Below are 19,180 nucleotides of genomic sequence, written 5' to 3' on the forward strand. Positions count from 1 at the left end.
CTAATATTTCTATTCGTTCTTTATTATGAAAACATTTGATAATTTTTTGTTAAACAAAAATATTTTACGAGCTTTAGCCGATTTAGGATTTATTCATCCTACTAAAATTCAGCAAGAAGTAATTCCATATATATTAAAATATGACAAAGATTTGATTGCATTATCACAAACTGGTACTGGAAAAACTGCAGCTTTTGGAATTCCAATTATACAAAAAATCAAATTAAATATTTATCATCCACAAACTTTAATTTTATGTCCAACTAGAGAATTATGTCTTCAAATAACTAGTGATTTACGTAGTTTAGCAAAATATATCGCTATACAAATTATTCCTTTATATGGAGGAATCAATATTCATAAACAAATTATTTATCTTAAAAAAGATGTACATATTATTGTTGGAACTCCAGGAAGAATTAATGATTTAATTAGAAGACGTAAATTATCTTTATACAATATAAAATATCTTATTTTAGATGAAGCAGATGAAATGTTAAATATGGGGTTTAAAGAAGAATTAGATACTATTATTCAAAAATTACCGAAAAAAAGACAAAGTTTACTATTTTCTGCTACAATGTCTACCCATATTAATCTTATTGCAAAAAATTATCTTATAAATCCTATTGAAATTATTATAGGGGAAAAAAACATTGGATCTAATGATGTAAAACATATTTATTACGTAGTAAATAAAACAAATAATAAATATTATACTTTAAAAAAAATAATGGATGTTAATCCAAATATATATGGAATTATTTTTTGTCAAACTAGGAAAAAAACTAAAGAAATTGCTAATTCTTTAATTAAAGATGGATATAATGCTGATGCATTATACGGTGATTTAACTCAATTTCAAAGAGAATCAGTAATGACTAGATTTCGAAATAAAACTTTACAATTACTTGTAGCAACTGATGTTGCATCTCGTGGATTAGATGTTCAAGATATAACTCATGTAATAAACTATAATATTCCAAATGAAAGTAAACTTTATGTTCATAGAAGTGGAAGAACTGGACGAGCTGGAAATTCTGGTATTTCAATATGCATTCTTCATACTAATAAAGAAACTCGTTATTTAAAAGAATTTGAAAAAAAAATTGGAACAAGTTTTCAAAGAATTACAATTCCTACTGATAAAGAAATATGCGAAAAACAATTACTAAATTTTATAGATAAAGTAAAAAATGTATCTATTGATAATAAATTATTAAAAATTTTTTTACCAAAAATAGAAAATAAATTAGTATCATTCAATAAAGAAGAATTAATAAAACGTTTTTTTTGGTTAGAATTTAGTCGATTATTTTATATTTATAAAAATTCTAAAGATTATAAGACAGCAATATTATATAAATCATCATCTGCAGTAAAAATTAAAAAAAAGTGTACACATTATTTAGATAAACAAAAAAAGTAAACAACTAATCTAGTTGTTATGTTATTTAATTATAAATTTTTATTTCATGTCTGGAAATACATTTGGTAAATTATTTAAAATCACGACTTTTGGAGAAAGTCATGGAAAAGCATTAGGTGGAATTATTGATGGATGTCCATCAGGATTAAAACTGAATATAAATTCTATTCAAGAACAACTTAATAGAAGAAAACCTGGTCAGTCATCTATTGTTACTTCTAGACAAGAATCAGATCAAGTAATTTTTTTATCTGGTATTTTTAACGACATAACTACTGGTACTCCAATTGGATTTATTATTTATAATAACAATCAAAAATCTAAAGATTATGAACATATTAAAAATTTATATCGTCCTTCACATTCTGATTTAACTTATGCAAAAAAATATGGAATAAGAGATTATAGAGGAGGTGGCAGATCATCCGCTAGAGAAACTATATGTAGAGTTGTGGCAGGTTCAGTTGCAAAACAATTAATAAACAAAATAAAAATTATATCTTACGTTTCTTCTGTTGGACAAATATCTGTAGATAAATCTTATAGTGATCTTAATTTTGAAAATATAGAAAAAACACCTATTAGATGTCCTGATATAGATATTGCACATAAAATGATATCAAAAATTAAAGAAATCAAAAAAAATGGAGATTCTATAGGAGGAACTATTACTTGTATTATTAAAAATGTTCCAATAGGGTTAGGAGAACCAGTTTTTGATAAATTACATGCAGAATTAGCAAAAGCTATGTTATCAATTAATGCAGTCAAAGGATTTGAATATGGAAGTGGATTTTTTGGATCTACATTAACAGGATCAAAACATAATGATTTATTTAATAAAGATGCAAGTACTAAAACTAATTTTTCTGGTGGAATACAAGGAGGAATATCAAATGGTATGGATATATATTTTAAAATAGCTTTGAAACCAGTTGCTACCATTATGAAAACACAAAAAACTATTGATATAAATGGAAATATAGTAGTTATGCAAGGTAAAGGTAGACATGATCCTTGTGTTTTACCTAGAGCTATTCCAATTGTAGAAGCTATGACAGCATTAGTTTTAGCAGATTATTGGATGTTTTATAAATTATCTAAATTTTCTTCAATTAAAATGTGAAATATAATATTTTAGTTGTTATCCTAGGTCCAACTAGTGTTGGAAAAACACAAGTATCTCTTTTCTTAGCAAAAAAATTCAACACTCAAATTTTATCTTGTGATTCTAGACAATTTTATAAAGAATTAAAAATAGGCACATGTGTTCCTAATAAACAAATTTTAAATTCTATTCAACATCATTTTATTGGACATTTATCTATACATGATGATTATAATGCTAAATTATTTGAACAAGATGCAATAAATAAATTACATAACTTATTTCTTACATATTCCATTTTAATTATGGTTGGTGGATCTAGTTTATACGAAAAAGCTGTCACTGTTGGTTTGTCTCAAATTCCAAAAATTAATAAACATATCAGAAATGAATTAAGATTTAATTTTAAAAAACATGGTATTTTATTTTTACAAAAAGAAATTAAAAAATATATACATAAAATTCCTCAAACATTAGATATTCAAAATCCATTTCGTTTAATGAGATATTTAGAAATTATCAAATCGACTCAACATTCACCATCATTTTTTTTTAGTCAAAAAAAACAAAAAAGAAATTTTATTACCATCAAAATAGGTTTAATATTACCAAAAGAACAAATATATTCTAACATTAATAATAGAGTAGATGATATGATGAAAATGGGATTATTAAATGAAGCAAAAAATTATTACGAATATAGACATTTAAACAGCTTAAATACTATTGGATATAAAGAAATATTTAAGTTTTTCTCAAAAGAAACAGTAAATATATATCATACTATTGATGAAATTAAAACGCATACAAGACAATATGCAAAAAAACAACTAACATGGTATAAAAAAGATCCTGATATAACTTGGTTTAGTCCAAAAGATAAAAAAAAAATATTATTTTTTATTATAAATAAAATGGGTAATACTGGATTCGAACCAGTGACCTCCTGCTTGTAAAACAGATGCTCTAAACCAAACTGAGCTAATTACCCAATCACAATAATACATAAAAAAAATCACAAAATTATTTTGACATGAAAAAATTTAATAAAATTTCTGAAACTGTAAAAGTACTGCCACTAATTAAAATTAAATCTTCTTTATTAGATTTATATTTAGCATTTATAAATGCATCTTTCACAGAATAAAAAAATTGTACATATTGATTATTTTTTATTTTAACTAAATCTTGTAAATTTTGAATAGATAATTTTCTATCTATATTTGGTTGACAAAAATAATAAAATGCATCAGAAGGAAAATATTGTAATATTTTTTTAACATTTTTATCTTTGACAAATCCTAACACTAAATGTAATTTATTATAAAATTCTTTTTTTAATTGTTGATTAATTATTTTTATCCCTTCTTCATTATGTGCTATATCACAAATAATTTTAGGATTTAACTGTAAAATTTGCCAACGACCTTGAAAATTAGTATTTTTATTAATTTTGATAAAACCATTTTTTATAGATTGATTAGAAATAATAATATTTTTTTTATTTATTAATAATTCCACAATTTTTAATACAAGTTGTTTGTTATAATTTTGATAAATTGATTCACATGGAATTGAATACATTGAAATATCTTTTTGTTTTTTTACAAAATAAATTGGAGCATTTTTCTTCAATGCTTCTTGTAAAAAAATATGTTTAATATAATTTTTACAAAATCCAATAATAACTGATATATTATTTTTAATAATTCCAGCTTTTTCCAACGCAATTTGTGATAAACTATTTCCTAAAATTTTTGTATGATCTTTACTAACATTTGTAATAACAGAAATTTCTGGAATAATTATATTTGTTGAATCTAAACGCCCACCTAAACCAGTTTCTATAATTGCCATAAATACTTTTTGATTTTTAAAATATTCAAAAGCTAAACAAGTATTGAGTTCAAAAAATGAAATATTTTTTTGTTCTATAATTTTTTTATTTTGATTAATAAATTCTATAATAAAATTTTTATCAATTAATTTTCCATTACAAAAAATTCTTTCTCTAAAATTTATTAAGTGAGGAGAAGTAAATAATCCAATATTATATTTTTCTTCTTGAAGTATAGAATATAACATATGTGCAGTAGATCCTTTACCATTTGTTCCTGCTATATGAATGCTTTTAAAAGCATTTTGTGGATGTCCTAAATAAGAACAAAAATAATTAATTCTTTCTAATCCAGTTTGATAATAATTTTTTTCTTTTTTTTGAAATGAATAAAAACGATCCAATATCCATTTAATAGTTTCAGTATAATTCACTATTTATAATTTTTTTTTATAAAAAATCACTAAATTTACGCTTTTTAAACAAAACCTTATATTAATAATTTGAATTTTATTGAAAAAATAATAGAGGACGATATTCAAAAAGGATTTCCTATACATAATCTTAAATTTCGATTTCCTCCAGAACCAAATGGTGCACTTCATTTAGGACATGTCAAAGCTATTTATTTAAATTTTTATTTAGGACAAAAATATCAAGCTCCAGTAAATCTGAGATTTGATGATACAAATCCTAATTTATATGATGGACATAAGTATGTAGAATTTATTAAAAATGATATAATATTTTTAGGATTTAAATGGGATAAAGAATGTTATGCATCAGATTATTTTCAAATATTATATGAATTAGCAAGAATGTTGATTAAAAATGATAAAGCATATGTTGATAATCAAACTCAATATATGATTCAAATTCAAAGAAAAAATCCTATTGAAAAAGGAATTAATAGCATATTCAGAAATAGATGTGTAGAAGAAAACTTATATCTTTTTGAAAAAATGAAAAATGGATGTTTTAAAGAAGGAACTTGTGTCTTGAGAGCTAAAATTGATATGAGTTCTTCTAATATGAATATGAGGGATCCAATTATGTATAGAATATTAAAAAAAAAACATTTTCGTACCAAAAATACATGGTGTATTTATCCTACTTATGATTGGACTCATGGACAATGTGATTATATAGAACAAATATCTCATTCTTTATGTTCATCAGAATTTGAAAATAGACGTCCTTTATATAATTGGTATTTAGATCAAATTGTTGATAAACAACAAAAAATCAAACCTAAACAAATAGAATTTTCAAGATTAAATTTACAAAATGCTATTACTAGTAAAAGAGAAATACAAAAATTAATTGATAAACAAATCATTAATTCTTGGAATGATCCAAGAATATATACTATTTCAGGATTACGTAGAAAAGGATATACTGCAGTAGGTATTAAAAAATTTATTCAAGATATAGGAGTGACAAAAAGAAATAATGTCATAAATATATCTCTTTTAGAACTAAAAGTTAGAGAAAATTTAAAACAAATTGCTTATAGAGTAATGGTAATTTTCAATCCTATTAAATTAATTATAGATAATTATCCAGATAATCATACAGAATGGTTATATTCACAAAATCATCCAGACAATATAGAATTTGGATTCAGAAAAATTCCTTTTTCCAAATTTATATATATAGAAAAAAATGATTTTTTAGAACAAAAAACAAATAATTTTTTTCGTCTTTCAATTAATCAATATGTTAGATTAAAAAATGCTTATATTATAAAAGCTCATTCAGTAATTAAAGATAAAATTGGAAATATTATAGAAATACATTGTTTATATGATCCACAAAGTAAATCTGGAACTATGAATAATAATAAATATACTAATAAAATAAAAAGTACTTTACATTGGGTATCTATTGCTCATTCTATTACTATAGAAACATATATTTATCATAAACTGTTTCAATTAAATAATAAATATGCTAATTTATTTGATCAAACCAATATTAATAATCAATCAATAGAAAAAATTATTGCTTATGCAGAACCAATATTAAAAAATGCTAAAATAGGAGAACATTTTCAATTTCAAAGAATTGGTTATTTTTACGTAGTTTATGAAAATAATAAATTAATTTTTAATCAAACTTTTCCTTTAAAAAAAAATTTAAAAAAAATTAATAATAAAAAATTATGATGATGAAATTTCAAAAGAAATATTTTCATAATCCTTTATTCCAGTTCCAGCAGGAATTTTATGACCAACAATAACATTTTCTTTTAATCCATTTAAATTATCTGTTTTACTACTTATTGCAGCTTCACTTAATACTTTGGTAGTTTCTTGAAAAGAAGCAGCTGATATAAAAGATTTAGTTTGTAAAGCTGCTTTAGTAATACCTTGTAATATAGGTTTAGCAATAGCAGGAATTGCTTGACGAGTAATTAATAATTTTTTATTTTTATATTTTAATACAACATTTTCATTTCTAAATTTACGATAACTAATAATATCTCCTACTTTAAAATTTTCAGAATGACCTGAATTTACGACAACTAACATTTGAGATATTTTATAATTTTCCTCTAAAAAATCATCTTTATATTCAATACTACCTTCTAAAAATTTAGTATCTCCAACATCGATAACTTCCACTTTTCTCATCATTTGAAGAATAATTATTTCAAAATGTTTATCATTTATTTTTACGCCTTGTAAACGATATACTTCTTGTATTTCATTAATTAAATATTTTTGAACTGCTATAGGTCCTCTTATATTCAAAATATCATTTGGAGTTACTGCTCCATCTGATAAAGGCATACCTGCTTTAACATAATCATTTTCCTGAACTAATAATTGATTAGATAATTTGACTAGATATTTTTTAATTTCTCCATTTTTAGATTCTACAATAATTTCTCTATTTCCTCTTTTCACTTTTCCATGACTTACTATTCCATCGATTTCTGAAACTACTGCAGGATTAGAAGGATTTCTAGCTTCAAATAATTCAGATAAACGTGGCAACCCACCAGTAATATCACCAGATTTAGCAGTTTTTCTTGGAACTTTGACTAAAATGGTACCTGCTTCTATAAATTCATTATCTTTAACCATTAAATGGGATCCTACTGGTAAATTATATATTTTTAATTCTTCATTATTATCATTAATAATTTTTAATGTAGGAATTAAATTTTTATTTCTGACTTCTGTAATTACTTTTTCTTGAAATCCAGTTTGATCATCTTTTTCAACTTGAAAAGTTACACCTTGTTCTAAATGTTGATAAATAATTTTACCAGAATATTCTGCAATAATTACTGCATTATATAAATCCCATCTACATATTAGATCACCTTTTTTTAATTTATCTTTATGTTGAACATATAAAGTAGCTCCATAAGGAATATTTTTCACCATTAAGACAGAATTAGAATATTTTTTGTGATTAATAAGTTTCATTTCCGTTGTACGAGAAACAACAATTTCTCTTTTTTTACCATAATTAGTTTTTACAGTTGTTAAATCCTCAAATTCGATAATACCATCATAATTAGCTTTTATTGTGGATGATTCGGAAATATTACCAGCTGTTCCTCCAACATGAAAAGTTCTCAAAGTTAATTGAGTACCAGGTTCTCCTATAGATTGTGCTGCAATAACACCAACTGCTTCTCCTTTTTTAACTAATTTTCCAGTAGATAAATTTCTTCCATAACATTTAGAACACAGTCCCATTTTGGCTTCACAAGTCAATGGTGATCGAACATATACTGAATTAATTCCAGATTGTTCTATAATATATGCAATTGACTCATCAATCATGTTTCCAGATGAAATAATTATTTTATTTGTTTTAATATAATAAATATTATTTAATGATATTCTGCCTAAAATTCGATTAAATAAAGATTCTACTACTTCTTCATTTTTTTTTAAAGAAGTCATTTTTAATCCTCTTAAAGTATTACAATCTTCTATTTTAATAATTACATCTTGTGCTGCATCTACTAATCTTCTTGTTAAATATCCAGCATCAGCAGTTTTTAAAGCAGTATCTGCTAATCCTTTTCTAGCACCATGAGTAGAAATAAAATATTCTAAAATCGAAAGCCCTTCTCTAAAATTAGATAAAATAGGATTTTCAATAATTTCTCCTCCTGATGATCCTGTTTTTTGAGGTTTTGCCATTAAACCTCGCATTCCAGAAAGTTGTCTAATTTGTTCTTTAGATCCTCGAGCACCAGAATCTAACATCATATACACAGGATTAAATCCACATCTATCTTCACGCATATATTTCATTACTTGTTCTGTCAGCATTAAATTAGTATTTGTCCATATATCAATGACTTGATTATATCTTTCATTATTAGTAATTAATCCCATATTATAATTATTTTTTACATTATCAACTTGCTGAATAGCATCTAATACCATATGATTTTTATCACTTGGAATAATAATATCACCTAATCCAAAAGATAATCCACCTTTAAAAGCATTATAAAATCCTAATTCTTTAATATTATCTAGAAATTTGGTTGTTATAGGTACATTTGTTAAATATAAAATTTGTCTTATGATTTCTCTCAAAGTTTTTTTTGTAAGCGATTGATTAATAAATCCTACTTCTTTAGGAACTACTTGATTAAATAATACTCTACCTACAGTTGTTTTTATTAATTTATTAACAAACGTATTATCTGTATTTCTAATATTAACTTTTACTTTAATAATTGCATGTAAATCAATAATTTTTTGATTATACGCGATTTCTACTTCTTCTGGAGAATAAAATGTCATTCCTTCTCCTTTTACCATTGTTTTATTATCATACTGTAATTCTTTAGTCATATAATATAAACCCAATACCATGTCTTGAGATGGGACCGTTATTGGGTCACCATTAGCAGGATTTAAAATATTATGAGAAGCTAACATTAAAATTTTGGCTTCTAAAATTGCACCAAAAGATAATGGTAAATGAACTGCCATCTGATCTCCATCAAAATCTGCATTAAAAGCAGAACACACTAAAGGATGTAATTGAATTGCTTTTCCCTCTATTAATTTTGGTTGAAAAGCTTGAATTCCTAATCTATGTAACGTTGGTGCTCTATTTAATAATATTGGATGACCTTTTAATACATTTTCTAGAATATCCCAGATCATAGGATCTCTTTTATCTATAAGTTTTTTTGCAGATTTAACAGTTTTGACTACTCCTCGTTCAATTAATTTTCTAATAATAAAAGGTTTATATAATTCAGCTGCCATATCTTTTGGAATACCACATTCATGTAATTTTAAATTAGGGCCAACAACAATTACAGATCGTGCAGAATAATCCACTCTTTTTCCAAGAAGATTTTGTCTGAATCTCCCTTGTTTTCCTTTTAAAGAATCTGATAATGATTTTAAAGGTCGATTAGCTTCAGATTTAACTGCAGACATTTTTCTTGAATTATCAAATAGAGAATCTACTGCTTCTTGAAGCATTCTTTTTTCATTTCTCAATATTACCTCAGGAGCTTTAATTTCGATTAATCTTTTTAATCTATTATTTCTAATTAATACACGACGATATAAATCAGTCATATCAGAAGCTGCATAACGACCACCATCTAATGGGACTAAAGGTCTTAATTCAGGTGGAATAACAGATAAAACATGAATAATCATCCAAGACACATTACCTCCATTTTTTTTACCTTCTTTAAAAGATTCTACTACTTGTAAGCGTTTTAAAGCTTCAAGTCTTCTTTGTTTAGAAGTATCATTATTAGCTGAATTTTTTAAATTTAATGATAAAGTATCTAAATCAATACGATTTAACATGTCTTCTATACATTCTGCTCCCATTTTAGCAATAAACTTATCTTTATTTGTATCTTCTACATATTGATTTTCTTTTGAAATTGTATTTAAAATATTTAAATATTCTTCTTCAGTTAAAAAAGTACCATATTTTAATGGATTATTATGTTCATCAACTGCTATTCCACTTTGTAACACTACATAACGTTCATAATAAATAATCATTTCCAATTTTTTAGAAGATAATCCTAATAAATAGCCTATTTTATTAGGAGATGTTCTAAAAGACCATATATGTACTACTGGTACAACTAAACTTATATGACCCATTCTCTCTCTTCTAACTTTTTTTTCAGATACTTCTACTCCACATCGATCACAAACAATTCCTTTATATCTAATTCTTTTATATTTTCCACAAGCACATTCGTAATCTTTTACAGAACCAAAAATTCTTTCACAAAAAAGACCATCTCTTTCTGGTTTATGTGTTCGATAATTAATAGTTTCTGGTTTTAATACTTCTCCATGTGATTCTTTTAAAATAGATTCTGGTGATGACAGTCTAATAGTAATTTTATTAAACTTATGATTGTTTTTATTATTCATTTTATTTTAATGTTTTTTATTCTTCTAAATGAATATCTAATCCTAATCCTTTTAATTCATAACATAACACATTAAATGATTCTGGATTATTAGGATCAGGCATAGGATCACCTTTAACTATCGATTCATAAGTTTTTGCTCTACCTACAACATCATCTGATTTGACTGTTAATATTTCACGTAAAATATTAGAAGCACCAAATGCTTCCAATGCCCACACTTCCATTTCTCCAAATCTTTGTCCTCCAAATTGAGATTTTCCACCTAAAGGTTGTTGAGTAATTAATGAATAAGGTCCAATTGATCGTGCATGCATTTTATCATCTACCATATGTCCTAATTTTAACATATATATTACACCAACTGTAGCAGGTTGATCAAAACGTTCTCCAGTACCTCCATCAAATAAATAAGTAGTTCCAAATTTAGGAATATTGGCTTTATTTGTAAATTCTGTAATATTATCAATAGTAGCTCCATCAAATATAGGTGTAGAAAATTTAACATTTAATTTATATCCTGCTAAACCTAACACAGTTTCATATATTTGTCCTATATTCATTCTAGAAGGTACACCTAAAGGATTTAATACTATATCTACAGGAGTACCATCCTCTAAAAATGGCATATCTTCTTCACGTAAAATACGTGCCACTACACCTTTATTACCATGTCTTCCAGCCATCTTATCTCCTACTTTTAATTTTCTTTTTTTGGCTATATATACTTTAGCCATTTTAATAATTCCAGATGGAAGTTCATCTCCTACGGAAATTGAAAATTTTTTATGTTGTAAAATATTATATGCATGTTTCATTGCAATTTCATAATTATGTAATATTTCAGAAATTAAATTATTAGTGTTTATATCATTAGTCCAATTATCATGATTAATTATTAAATAATCTTGTATACTATTTAATAATTTCATAGTAAATTTAGTACCTGATTTTATAATTTCTTTTTTATTATCATCATTATAAATTGTTTTAGAAAGTTTACCATTTAGTATAGATAATAATTTAGTTAATAATTTATTTTTTAATTCAATAAGTTGTTTATTATATTCTTTTTCTATTTTATCTATCTTTATTTTATCTAGAATTCTAGATTTTTTATTTTTTATACTTCTGGTAAATAATTTGGTATCAATAACTACTCCAAATAATGATGGTTCTGCTCTTAAAGAAGCATCTTTGACATTTCCTGCTTTATCTCCAAAAATAGCTCTTAATAATTTTTCTTCAGGTGTCGGATCAGATTCTCCTTTAGGAGTAATTTTACCTATTAAAATATCTCCTGGTTTTACCTCAGCTCCAATTCTTATAATACCATTATCATCTAAATCTTTTGTAGCATCTTCACTAACATTAGGAATATCATTTGTTAATTCTTCCATTCCTAATTTTGTATCCCTAACATCCAAAGAATATTCATCAATATGAATTGATGTAAACCAATCTTCGTTAACTACTTTTTCAGAAATTAAAACAGCATCTTCAAAATTATATCCATTACAAGGAATAAATGCAGCTTTTAAATTTCGACCTAACGCTAATTCCCCGTTTTCTGTAGCATATCCTTCACATAAAATTTGTCCTTTCTTCACTATCATGCCTTTTTTAACAATAGGTTTTAAATTAATACAAGTATTTTGATTAGTTTTTCTAAATTTAATTAAATCATATTTTTTCATAGTTGAATCAAAACTAACTAATTCTTCTATTTTCTGTTTTTTTTGATAAATAATAATTTGTTTTGCATCAACATAATAGACATATCCATCATATTCTGCATGAATTAAAATTCTTGAATCTTTAGCAACTTGTTTTTCTAATCCAGTTCCCACAATAGGAGTTTCTGGTTTTAATAATGGAACTGCTTGTCTCATCATATTAGATCCCATTAATGCTCTATTGGCATCATCATGTTCTAAAAAAGGTATTAAAGAGGCTGAAATAGACGCAATTTGATTTGGTGTTAAATCGATATAATTAACTTCATTAGGAATTACTATAGGAAAATCTCCATCTTTTCTAGCTATTATTCTATTAGATATAAAATTACCATATTGATCTATAGCATTTGCTTGAGCTATAATTTTTCCTTCTTCTTCTTCTGCACTAAAATATTTTATTGATTGCATATTTACTTTGCCATCATTTGCTAATCTATAAGGAGTTTCAACAAATCCCATTTGATTGATTTTTGCAAAAACAGCAAGTGAAGATATTAATCCAATATTTGGACCTTCTGGAGTTTCTATTGGACATAATCTTCCATAATGAGAATAATTTACATCTCTCACTTCAAATCCTGCTCTTTCTCTAGATAAGCCCCCTGGACCTAACGCTGATAATCGTCGTTTATGAGTAATTTCAGATAATGGATTTGTTTGATCCATAAATTGAGATAATTGATTTGTACCAAAAAAAGTATTAATTACAGAAGATAAAGTTTTAGAATTAATCAAATCTACTGGCATAAAAACTTCATTATCACGTACATTCATTCTTTCTCGAATTGTTCTAGCCATTCTAGCTAATCCAATACTAAATTGTGTATATAATTGTTCACCAACAGTTCTAACACGTCTATTAGATAAATGATCTATATCATCAACCTCTCTTTTTGAATTTGATAAAGCATTTAAATGTTCAACAATAGCAATAATATCTTCTTTAGTTAAAACTAAAGAAGAGTGATTAATATTTAATCCAAGACGTTTATTTAAACGATATCTTCCAACTGGTCCTAAACTATATCTAGTATCAGAAAAAAATAATTTATCTATAACACTTCTAGCAGTTTCTTCATCTGGTGGATCAGAATTTCTTAATTGTTTATAAATATATTCTACTGCTTCTTTTTCAGAATTAGTAGGATCTTTTTGTAACGTATTATAAATAATAGAATAATCTTTATTTTTTCCATATTTTTTATGTAATAAAATAGTTTTTACATCATGTTGATAAATAATATTAATATGTTTTTTTTCTATAATAGTATCTCTTTCAATTAATATTTCATTCTTTTCTAAAGAAATGACTTCTCCAGTTTCTTCATCTACCAAATCTTCATGCCAAATATTTAATATTCTAGCGGCTAATACTCTATCTAATAAATTATTGATATTAATTTTTTCTATTATTATTTCTTCTGCTAAATTAAAGATTTCTAATATATCTTTATCTCTTTCATATCCAATAGACCGAAGTAAAGTAGTCATTGGTAATTTTTTCTTTCTATCAATATATGCATACATAACATTATTAATGTCTGTAGCAAATTCAATCCAAGAACCTTTAAATGGTATAATCCTCGCTGAATATAATTTAGTTCCATTAGAATGATGAGATTGACTAAAAAATACCCCAGGAGAACGATGAAGTTGAGAGACAATTACACGTTCTGATCCATTAAAAATAAATGATCCTGATGGTGTCATATATGGATATGTTCCAAGATATACATCCTGATATACAGTTTCAAAATCTTCGTGTTCAGGATCTGTGCAATATAATTTTAATTTTGCTCTTAAAGGAATACTATATGTTAATCCTCTTTCAAGACATTCTTCTATTGAATATCTTGGGGAATCGATAGTATAACCTTTAAATTCTAAAACAAAAGAATTTCTAGCATCTGAAATTGGAAAAATTTCATGAAATGCTTTAAATAACCCTTCATTTTTTCTATTTTTTGGTTTTGTATCAATTTGAAAAAATTCTTTAAATGATTGTATTTGAATATCCAAAAAATCAGGATAATCTACATTTTTTTCTACTGTAGCAAAAGAAATTCTATCTGAATTTTTTTCTGTATTCACCTGTATTAACAGTAATTTAAATTTCTAATTAAAAATAGTTTATACATTATTGAAATTTATTTTAATTCAATATCTGATCCTATATCTTCAAATTTTTTTTTAATTATTTCTGCTTCTTTTTTATCTACAGATTTTTTAATTATTTGTGGAACATTATCTACTATATCTTTAGATTCTTTTAATCCTTTACCAGTAATTTCTTTGACTAATTTAACTAAAGATAATTTAGAATTTCCTAAAGATTTTAAAACTAAATCAAAAACATTTTTTTCTTCTTGTTGATCAATATTATTTGCTATTTTGTCAGCAGGTAGAGTAGATGTATTGTTTAATGAATGAATAGTACTAGGTTCAATGCCGTATTCTGTTTTTAATAATATCGCTAATTCATTAACTTCTTTGACTGTTAAATTTACTAATTGTTCTGCTAATTTTTTTATCATCTTATTATTCAATTTGTAAGTTATTTTTCAATGAATCAAAAATTATAAATAATTGATTTTTACCTAAAGATAATAAAATCTGTTTGATTGGATATTTAATTGATTGAATAATATCTAAAATTAAATCTTTTTTGGACTTTACATGAATTAATATATCTAAATCTTTATTTCCATAATAAAAATTTTCCTCTACATATGCACCTTTTAAATAAGGTTTTTCTAATTTTTCATCAACATGAAATTTTTTGATAATTTTAGAGGGTATATTTCCTAAATTAGAACATAAAATAGATGTATTTCCTTTTAATAATGGACTAAATGGTAAAAATTTTTTATTTTTTTGTAATGCTTTGTTTAAAAGAGTATTCTTTACTACTGTCATTTTTACATTAATGGTATTAAATTGTTTTCTTAAATTCATAATTTGATTAGCATTTAATCCTGATATATCCATTATATAAATGGAATTATTATTATCTAATAATGAATGTAAATTTAAAATATATTTAATTTTTTGTTCCTTTTTCATTATGTTTTTTTAAAACTAAACTGTTTAAATTTATTAAAATACTATTACTCATAGTAGATGATATATAAATTTTATTAATACCATCAAATCCACTTATACTTTCTTTACAATTATGTATGACCTGTTGAAATAGTTCATTGGCATTATTTAATAAATAATTAGAAGAAAAAGAAATTTTTCCAATAGAAGAATGCACAATACCATAACGATCTGATTTAAATGATCTTTTTCCACATTTAATTTCTTTTATAGATTTAGATGGATCTTTAGTTACAGTTTCTAATTTAGGATTGGGCATTAAACCTTTTGGTCCTAATATTTTTCCTACATCTAATAATTGGTTCATAATAGATGGAATTGCTATAATTACATCTACATTGAGCCACCCAGATTTAATTTTATTAATATATTCTAATCCAACATAATCTGCACCAGATTGTTTAACTTCTATTTCTTGTTCTTTAGGAACTAAAGCTAAAATACTAATATTTTTTCCTAATCCATGTGGAAATTTTATAATTCCTCTTAAAATTTGATTTTTAAAACGTTTATTAATTTTTAACCGAATAGCAACATCTACAGAAGAATCAAATTTGACAAAAGAAATCATTTTGATTATAGATATTGCTTCTTCTAAAGAATATGCTTTCTTTTCGATTTTATTTAAATATTTTTTTTGATTTTTTGTAAATTTTTTTGTTATCATTTCATTCATTATTATTTTATTCAAATAATATCAATACCTAAAGATTTCGCAGTTCCAATAATCATAGACATAGCTGATTTTATAGAATAACAATTCATATCTTTTATTTTATTATTAGCAATCGTTTTAATTTGATTCATATTTATTGTTCCTATTTTTTCACGATTTGATTCCTTTGATCCTTTTTTTTTATTTATTAAATTTAGTAATTGAATAGATACTGGAGGTTGTTTAATTATAAAAGAAAAAGATTTATTTTTATAAATATTAATAATAACTGGGCATAGTAGTCCTTTCAATCCTTTAGTTTTATGATTATATTGTTTACAAAATTCCATAATATTGACTCCTGAACTACCTAACATTGGACCAATAGGAGGAGCTGGATTTGCTTGTCCACCATAGATTTTTTGAATTTTTATGGTTTTGATCAATGTCAAAGATTCATGATATATCATAAAATTTTTTCTATTTGTGTAAAATTTAATTCTAATGGTGTTTTTCTACCAAAAATTAAAACAGATAATTCTAATTTTCTTTTTTCTTGATTTATTTTTTCAATGGTACCATTAAATCCACTAAAAGGACCATCTATTACTTTAATAGTTTCTCCAATTAAAAAAGGTAAATTAATATTTATATATTTATTAGATAATTTATCTGTATTAGTTCCTAATATTTTATCAACTTCTTCTTTTCTCATAGGTATTGCTTTTCCACCTTTTTTATCACTTAAAAAATTAATTACTCCAGGAACATTTTTGATAGCATGAATTGTTTTGAGTGCAAGAAATGCTTCTATCATAACATATCCTGGATAATGAACTTTTTCTCTATGAATTTTTTTACCTTTTCTCATATGAATAACTTTTTCAATAGGTACTAATATTTTTCCTATATATTCTTTAAATCCATTATTTTTTATTTCATGTTCTATATATGATTTTACTTTATTTTCTTGTCCACTAATCGTTTTTAAAACATACCATTTTCTTTCTAAAGGTCCCATTTTATTTAATTATTTTTTATTTTCAAAAGAAAAAATTTTTTTATAAAAAAAATAAAAATTTGATCTACTCCATATAAACATATGGATAGTAATATTGAAACAAAAAATACTAATAATGTAGTTTGTTTTAAATTGTTCCAATTAGTCCATGTTATATTATAAAATAATTCATTACACACTTCTATCAAATAATACGTTTTTTTCACAAATAAACAATATTTTTTTGCACGGATGGTAAGAATCGAACTTACGACCTTCGGTTTTGGAGACCGATGCTCTACCTATCTAAGCTACATCCGTTTAAGAGTAATATGTTTAATATGTTTATTCAATAGTATTAAATAGTGTTGTCTATTTATATTTCTTGATATGTAATTTAATTAATAATTGACACTACTTGTCCTGCTCCAATAGTTTTTCCACCTTCTCTAATCGCAAAACGTAAATTTTCACTTAATGCTACTGGTTGATTTAAATTTACTTCTATTAAGATATTATCTCCAGGCATTACCATTTCTACTCCATCTGATAATTTAATTTCTCCAGTTACATCTGTAGTTCGTAAATAAAATTGAGGTCTATATTTATTATGAAATGGTGTATGTCTACCTCCTTCTTCTTTTGTTAAAACATATACTTTAGCCTTAAAATTTTTATAAGGTTTTACTATACCAGGTGATGAAATTACCATTCCACGTTTAATATCCTTTTTTTCTATTCCACGTAATAATAATCCAACATTATCTCCAGCTTGTCCTCTATCCAAAATTTTGCGAAACATTTCAACACCAGTCACAGTAGATGTTAATTTTTTGTCACTAAATCCAATAATTTCAACTATATTTCCAGTATTAATGATTCCACTTTCTATTCTACCAGTTGCAACAGTTCCCCTACCTGTAATTGTAAATACATCTTCTACAGACATTAAAAATGATTTATCTATTTCACGAATAGGATTGGGAATATATTCATCTAATACATTCATTAAATCTTTTATTTTTTCAATCCATTTTTCTTCTCCATTTAATGCACCCAATGCAGATCCTTGTACAATAGGAATATTTTCTCCATCATATTCATATTTTGTAAGTAATTCTCTGATTTCCATTTCAACAAGTTCTAATAATTCAGTATCTGCTACTTGATCAACTTTATTTATAAAAACAACAATTTTAGGTACTCCTACTTGACGTGCTAATAAAATATGTTCTCTAGTTTGTGGCATAGGACCATCTGTTGCTGCAACAACTAAAATGGCTCCATCCATTTGAGCTGCTCCAGTAATCATATTTTTAATATAATCTGCATGACCAGGACAATCAACATGTGCATAATGACGTTTAATAGTTTCATATTCTACATGAGAGGTATTTATAGTAATTCCTCTTTCTTTTTCTTCAGGTGCATTATCAATTGCATCAAAACTTTTTTCTTCAGCTAATCCTGCTTGTGATAATACTTTTGTAATAGCTGCAGTTAAAGTAGTTTTTCCATGATCTACATGACCAGTAGTTCCTATATTTAAATGTGGTTTATCTCTTTTAAATTTTTTTTTTACCATGATCAATTAATTAAAGAATAAGCCAATGGCGGGATTTGAACCCGTGACCTCTTCCTTACCAAGGAAGTGCTCTACTACTGAGCTACATTGGCCATAATAATAATCAAAGAGCGGAAGACGGGATTTGAACCCGCGACTTTCAACTTGGAAGGCTGATGCTCTAACCAACTGAGCTACTTCCGCATGTGTATAATATGGGGAGAGCAGGATTCGAACCTGCGAAGGCACTGCCAACAGATTTACAGTCTGTCCTCGTTAACCAAACTTGAGTATCTCCCCTTTTATATTTATATTTATAATTAATTTAATACTTTAATTC

At 25.1% G+C, this 19,180-nt stretch carries 14 protein-coding genes and 5 tRNA genes; 4 read left to right on the forward strand and 15 right to left on the reverse strand.

The genetic code is table 11. From position 1 onward, the window contains the following. Positions 1–25 precede the first annotated feature (25 nt). Genes H0H37_RS02025 through miaA form a run of 3 tightly spaced genes read left to right on the forward strand, consistent with a single transcriptional unit; the run spans position 26 to position 3,493 of the window. Complete coding sequence (locus tag H0H37_RS02025; protein WP_185882304.1) at positions 26–1,429, forward strand: DEAD/DEAH box helicase; 1,404 nt, start codon at positions 26–28, stop codon at positions 1,427–1,429. Between the two features lie 46 nt (positions 1,430–1,475). Continuing rightward, complete coding sequence (aroC, locus tag H0H37_RS02030; protein WP_185882305.1) at positions 1,476–2,555, forward strand: chorismate synthase; 1,080 nt, start codon at positions 1,476–1,478, stop codon at positions 2,553–2,555. Further along, positions 2,552–3,493, forward strand: coding sequence for a tRNA (adenosine(37)-N6)-dimethylallyltransferase MiaA (miaA, locus tag H0H37_RS02035; protein ID WP_185882681.1), 942 nt, complete (start codon positions 2,552–2,554; stop codon positions 3,491–3,493). Before aroC ends, miaA begins: the two co-directional genes overlap by 4 nt. Here miaA and H0H37_RS02040 read toward each other — a convergent pair. Both H0H37_RS02040 and H0H37_RS02045 read right to left on the reverse strand, forming a co-directional pair. Beyond that, positions 3,453–3,528: transfer RNA gene (locus tag H0H37_RS02040), tRNA-Val, on the reverse strand. The genes miaA and H0H37_RS02040 overlap by 41 nt on opposite strands. Before the next feature lie 32 nt (positions 3,529–3,560). Beyond that, on the reverse strand, positions 3,561–4,808 hold the full coding sequence (locus H0H37_RS02045; RefSeq protein ID WP_185882306.1) for a bifunctional folylpolyglutamate synthase/dihydrofolate synthase: 1,248 nt from the start codon (positions 4,806–4,808) through the stop codon (positions 3,561–3,563). Positions 4,809–4,868: 60 nt separating this feature from the next. Between H0H37_RS02045 and glnS the strand changes: the two genes are divergently transcribed. Beyond that, complete coding sequence (gene glnS / locus H0H37_RS02050) at positions 4,869–6,542, forward strand: glutamine--tRNA ligase (protein WP_185882682.1); 1,674 nt, start codon at positions 4,869–4,871, stop codon at positions 6,540–6,542. Here glnS and rpoC read toward each other — a convergent pair. From rpoC to H0H37_RS02115, 13 genes are all read right to left on the reverse strand, one after another. Then, positions 6,537–10,781: a DNA-directed RNA polymerase subunit beta' gene (gene rpoC / locus H0H37_RS02055; protein ID WP_185882307.1), complete on the reverse strand. Its 4,245-nt coding sequence runs from the start codon at positions 10,779–10,781 to the stop codon at positions 6,537–6,539. The two genes, glnS and rpoC, sit on opposite strands and share 6 nt — an antisense overlap. Before the next feature lie 16 nt (positions 10,782–10,797). Then, complete coding sequence (gene rpoB, locus H0H37_RS02060) at positions 10,798–14,610, reverse strand: DNA-directed RNA polymerase subunit beta (protein ID WP_185882308.1); 3,813 nt, start codon at positions 14,608–14,610, stop codon at positions 10,798–10,800. Positions 14,611–14,666: 56 nt separating this feature from the next. Further along, complete coding sequence (gene rplL, locus H0H37_RS02065; RefSeq protein ID WP_185882309.1) at positions 14,667–15,053, reverse strand: 50S ribosomal protein L7/L12; 387 nt, start codon at positions 15,051–15,053, stop codon at positions 14,667–14,669. Between the two features lie 4 nt (positions 15,054–15,057). After that, entirely contained in the window at positions 15,058–15,582 is a 525-nt protein-coding gene (gene rplJ / locus H0H37_RS02070) for a 50S ribosomal protein L10 (protein ID WP_185882310.1), read from the reverse strand. Further along, positions 15,560–16,312, reverse strand: coding sequence for a 50S ribosomal protein L1 (gene rplA / locus H0H37_RS02075; protein WP_317168501.1), 753 nt, complete (start codon positions 16,310–16,312; stop codon positions 15,560–15,562). Before rplA ends, rplJ begins: the two co-directional genes overlap by 23 nt. Continuing rightward, on the reverse strand, positions 16,309–16,746 hold the full coding sequence (rplK, locus tag H0H37_RS02080; RefSeq protein WP_185882311.1) for a 50S ribosomal protein L11: 438 nt from the start codon (positions 16,744–16,746) through the stop codon (positions 16,309–16,311). The genes rplA and rplK overlap by 4 nt, the downstream gene beginning before the upstream one ends. Then, on the reverse strand, positions 16,743–17,297 hold the full coding sequence (gene nusG, locus H0H37_RS02085; protein ID WP_185882312.1) for a transcription termination/antitermination protein NusG: 555 nt from the start codon (positions 17,295–17,297) through the stop codon (positions 16,743–16,745). Before nusG ends, rplK begins: the two co-directional genes overlap by 4 nt. A 5-nt stretch (positions 17,298–17,302) precedes the next feature. After that, a complete protein-coding gene (gene secE / locus H0H37_RS02090; protein ID WP_185882313.1) occupies positions 17,303–17,503 on the reverse strand; it encodes a preprotein translocase subunit SecE in 201 nt (66 codons plus the stop codon). Positions 17,504–17,523: 20 nt separating this feature from the next. Beyond that, positions 17,524–17,597, reverse strand: a tRNA-Trp gene (locus tag H0H37_RS02095). A 76-nt stretch (positions 17,598–17,673) separates the two neighbouring features. After that, positions 17,674–18,861, reverse strand: coding sequence for an elongation factor Tu (gene tuf / locus H0H37_RS02100; RefSeq protein WP_185882314.1), 1,188 nt, complete (start codon positions 18,859–18,861; stop codon positions 17,674–17,676). Positions 18,862–18,881: 20 nt separating this feature from the next. Next, positions 18,882–18,953: transfer RNA gene (locus H0H37_RS02105), tRNA-Thr, on the reverse strand. A 17-nt stretch (positions 18,954–18,970) separates the two neighbouring features. Next, positions 18,971–19,044 (reverse strand) — tRNA-Gly (locus H0H37_RS02110). A gap of 12 nt (positions 19,045–19,056) precedes the next feature. Further along, positions 19,057–19,140, reverse strand: a tRNA-Tyr gene (locus H0H37_RS02115). Positions 19,141–19,180: the final 40 nt, after the last annotated feature.

The organism is Blattabacterium cuenoti, assembly GCF_014252335.1.
Classification (GTDB): Bacteria; Bacteroidota; Bacteroidia; order Flavobacteriales; family Blattabacteriaceae; genus Blattabacterium; species Blattabacterium cuenoti_AL.

Excerpts from the sequence above, each read along its gene's own strand:
- H0H37_RS02025 (WP_185882304.1), top strand. The coding sequence starts at position 26 with ATGAAAACATTTGATAATTTTTTGTTAAACAAAAATATTTTACGAGCT.
- aroC (WP_185882305.1), top strand. The coding sequence starts at position 1,476 with ATGTCTGGAAATACATTTGGTAAATTATTTAAAATCACGACTTTTGGA.
- rpoC (WP_185882307.1), bottom strand. The coding sequence starts at position 10,781 with ATGAATAATAAAAACAATCATAAGTTTAATAAAATTACTATTAGACTG.
- rplL (WP_185882309.1), bottom strand. The coding sequence starts at position 15,053 with ATGATAAAAAAATTAGCAGAACAATTAGTAAATTTAACAGTCAAAGAA.
- rplJ (WP_185882310.1), bottom strand. The coding sequence starts at position 15,582 with ATGAAAAAGGAACAAAAAATTAAATATATTTTAAATTTACATTCATTA.
- rplK (WP_185882311.1), bottom strand. The coding sequence starts at position 16,746 with ATGATATATCATGAATCTTTGACATTGATCAAAACCATAAAAATTCAA.
- nusG (WP_185882312.1), bottom strand. The coding sequence starts at position 17,297 with ATGGGACCTTTAGAAAGAAAATGGTATGTTTTAAAAACGATTAGTGGA.
- tuf (WP_185882314.1), bottom strand. The coding sequence starts at position 18,861 with ATGGTAAAAAAAAAATTTAAAAGAGATAAACCACATTTAAATATAGGA.